This window comes from uncultured Holdemanella sp., assembly GCF_958348295.1.
GTDB lineage: Bacteria > Bacillota_I > Bacilli_A > Erysipelotrichales > Erysipelotrichaceae > Holdemanella.
The window spans coordinates 1-3234 of sequence record NZ_CATVYQ010000091.1 but is presented as its reverse complement, the minus strand read 5'-3'; the positions used below and the strand labels follow the sequence as shown (position 1 = coordinate 3234).

General features: G+C 32.8%; 5 protein-coding genes. 4 read left to right on the top strand and 1 reads right to left on the bottom strand.

The features are described 5' to 3' along the window. From Q3907_RS10620 to Q3907_RS10760, 4 genes are all read left to right on the top strand, one after another. The coding region (locus Q3907_RS10620) for a zinc ribbon domain-containing protein (RefSeq protein WP_301898250.1) at positions 1 to 137 on the top strand (137 nt) is incomplete at its 5' end. A gap of 316 nt (positions 138 to 453) precedes the next feature. Further along, complete coding sequence (locus tag Q3907_RS10615; protein ID WP_301898249.1) at positions 454 to 741, top strand: YitT family protein; 288 nt, start codon at positions 454 to 456, stop codon at positions 739 to 741. A 256-nt stretch (positions 742 to 997) separates the two neighbouring features. Next, positions 998 to 1126 carry a hypothetical protein gene (locus Q3907_RS10610; protein ID WP_259317652.1) on the top strand — a complete coding sequence of 43 codons (129 nt, stop codon included), beginning with the start codon at positions 998 to 1000 and terminating at the stop codon, positions 1124 to 1126. A gap of 23 nt (positions 1127 to 1149) precedes the next feature. Next, on the top strand, positions 1150 to 1242 hold the full coding sequence (locus tag Q3907_RS10760) for a hypothetical protein (RefSeq protein WP_208853814.1): 93 nt from the start codon (positions 1150 to 1152) through the stop codon (positions 1240 to 1242). A gap of 15 nt (positions 1243 to 1257) precedes the next feature. On the opposite strand, the gene Q3907_RS10605 is transcribed toward Q3907_RS10760, so the two are convergent. Next, positions 1258 to 3162 carry an NAD(+) synthase gene (locus tag Q3907_RS10605; protein WP_301898248.1) on the bottom strand — a complete coding sequence of 635 codons (1905 nt, stop codon included), beginning with the start codon at positions 3160 to 3162 and terminating at the stop codon, positions 1258 to 1260. Positions 3163 to 3234: the final 72 nt, after the last annotated feature.

Genomic DNA, 3234 nt, shown 5'->3' with positions numbered 1-3234 from the left:
ATTGTTGCGGATATAAGAATGAAGGAACAAAAGATTTAAAAGTAAGAGAATGGACCTGTCCAAAATGCCATTCAAATCATGACAGAGATGTAAATGCATCCATCAATATATTGATTCAAGGTATATTAGCAAATTAACTAAAAACAAAAACAACCGCAGGAACTGCGGGGATAGCTTGGTAAGAAAAGTTTCGATAGAAACCTGTTCCTAAGAATCTCGTCACTTCAGCGATGAGAGGTTCAAATATTAAGAGTGATTCATCATTCACAAAATATTACTACTAATTTTTTTCTTGCAGAAAATGAAATCCCTTATGTGGTAGAATCTGATTAAAAAATAGTAGAAAAGGCTAAAAAATAATTTCTTCTTTTATATTGTTTAAAAATTAGTAATTGAAATGATTTTGGTGTGTGAGTATGTTAAAATGAAGCCCTAAAAAGGAGTGCTGAGCTTATGAAACAAGACCCAACACCTTGTATTACGAATCTTTTCATGTTGACAATTGCTGGAATTGTGAATGCTTTTGGAATCACATTGTTTATGACACCTGTAAAATTGTATGATAGTGGAATTTTTGGAACTTCTATGCTACTTGAACAGGTTTCACCATCTTATTTATTATTATCACTATTCTTATTAATATTAAACATTCCTTTATTTTTGATTGGACTCAAAAAACAAGGAAAAAAATTTACCTTTTATGCTATATATACTGTCTTTATATATTCCTTATTCGCATAGCTTTAACGGATGTTTTTCCAATCAATGTAAGTATTGCTTCACCATTAGCAGGTACGGATTTATTACTTTGTGCACTATTTGGTGGTATGATTTCAGGTATCGGAAACCGTAGGTACCTTTGTGATGATATATAATGTGATTTTATACACGTTTTGTAGGATTGTATTAAATAGCTGGGGATTACCACTTTATTCGGTTGTAGCTTATTCAGCAGCATTAAAGACAATTGACTTTGATTGATCGAGCTAAATGTGCAATGATTGTAACTGAGTATCCAACCGAAATATGTGAAGCATTAAGTAATACTTTTGGAAGTTGCGTTACTCGTGTAGATGCCACGGGTGGCTATTCAAAAAGGCTTAAATCCATTGTTTATTTTGTATAGTCAACCGATACCAAGTGAATCGAATGAAAGAACAAGTTCATGAAATCGATTCTAAAGCTTATATTATTATGAGTGAAGTGGCTGATATTTTTTCAAATAATATGGATAAAGCATAAAGAAAAGTGGGGGAATTAAATTTCCTCCACTTGTTTTGTCCATAGATTTCTTGATGCATCACTTGGCATTCTCCAGTCACCTCTAGGTGAGAAACAAATAGATCCAACCTTAACACCATCTGGCATACAGTTTCTTTTGAATTGTTGGGTAAAGAAACGATTGTAGAATGTTACGATGGCCTTTTTTATGTTTTCCTTTTCTACATCTTTGAATGCAACACAAGCTAAATCGTAGATTTTCTTAGGTTCATCGTGATGTCTTAACATTTGATATAAGAAGAAATCATGTAGATCATAAGAACCCAATACTTCTTCTGTTTTTTGCGCAATCTTACCATTTTTATCGGGTGGTAAAAGCTCTGGAGATACTGGTGTATCACAAATATCCATCAATACATCATGTAATACTTCATCTTTTAAAGCAACACTTTCAACAATATAACGAACAAGTGTCTTAGGAACACTGGCATTGACTGCATACATACTCATGTGATCTCCATTATATGTACACCATCCTAGTGCAAGTTCACTTAAATCTCCAGTACCTACAACGATCGCATTGTAGGCATTGCTTAAATCCATAAGAATTTGTGTTCTTTCACGAGCTTGTGAGTTTTCATACGTAATATTATGAACTTCTGGATCGTGGTGAATATCTTTAAAGTGTTGGTTTACACCATCCACAATAGAAATTTCTTCACTAGATACATGAAGTAGGTCCATTAAGATTTGCGCATTGGATTTAGTACGTTTTGTTGTTCCAAAACCAGGCATTGTGATCGCATGAATTCCTTTTGAATCATAATTGTTGATTTTAAAGGCTTCGTGACATACAAGTAAAGCTAAAGTAGAATCAAGTCCACCACTAATTCCAATCACAACATCTTTACAATGAATCTTAGAAAGACGTGTTGCCAAGCCTTGCGCTTGAATGTGTAAGATTTCTAGACAACGACTAATTCTTTCATCTTGATTGTTTGGAACAAAAGGATAGGCATCGATATAACGATCGAATTCAATTTCTTCGATGGGTTTTGATGTGAATTCTACAGTTGTATAGTTTACATGGAATAAATCTTGCATACTAGTTTTATAGTGCAAGCGATCATGATTTAAATGGTCTAAATCAATTTGACCATAAATGATCTTATCTGTTTTTGTCTCATTTAAGATAGCCCCGTTTTCACAAATTAAATTGTGTCCAGAGAAAACTAAATCACTAGAACTCTCTGTAGGACCAGCACTAGCATATATATAGCCAGCATAACATTTAGCACTTTGATCTTTGACTAAATTTCTTCTGTAGTTCGCTTTTGAAATGATTTCATTTGAAGCACTTAGATTACATAATACATTAGCACCAGCTAGTGCATGGGTTGAACTTACAGGAATGGTAACCCATAGATCTTCACAGATTTCAACACCTAGACAAGCAAATGTAGTAGTATCTTTAAATACAATATGATTTGAAACAGGAACTTTTTTATCTTTGTATGTAAAAGTTGTATTTTCTTTTAGTTCACTTGCACTTGAGAACCATCTTGTTTCATAAAATTCGTTGTAGCTAGGAATATATGTTTTTACTTGAATACCTAGAATATCGTGGTTGAAACAAATGGCGGCACAGTTATAAAGCTTATTATCAATTTCTAAAGGTAAGCCTAATACTGCAACAAGGTTTTCGGGTAGTTCTTCTACAATTTCAAATAAAACTTGTTTGGCTTTATTTAATAATGTGTGTTCATAGAATAAATCTTGACATGTATATCCTGTAATACATAATTCTGGAAATACAACAAGTTGTGTATCTGAATCTAATTTTTGAATACAATTTAAAATCTCTTCTTTATTAGCCTGTGGGTCTCCAATTGAAACATTTGGCGTACAGGCAGCTGTTTTATAATATGAATAACGATGCATGTTCATACCTCATTTCCATTGATGATTATATCAAAAAAAGACGTCCATTTTAAGGACGTCTTTGATTAATAT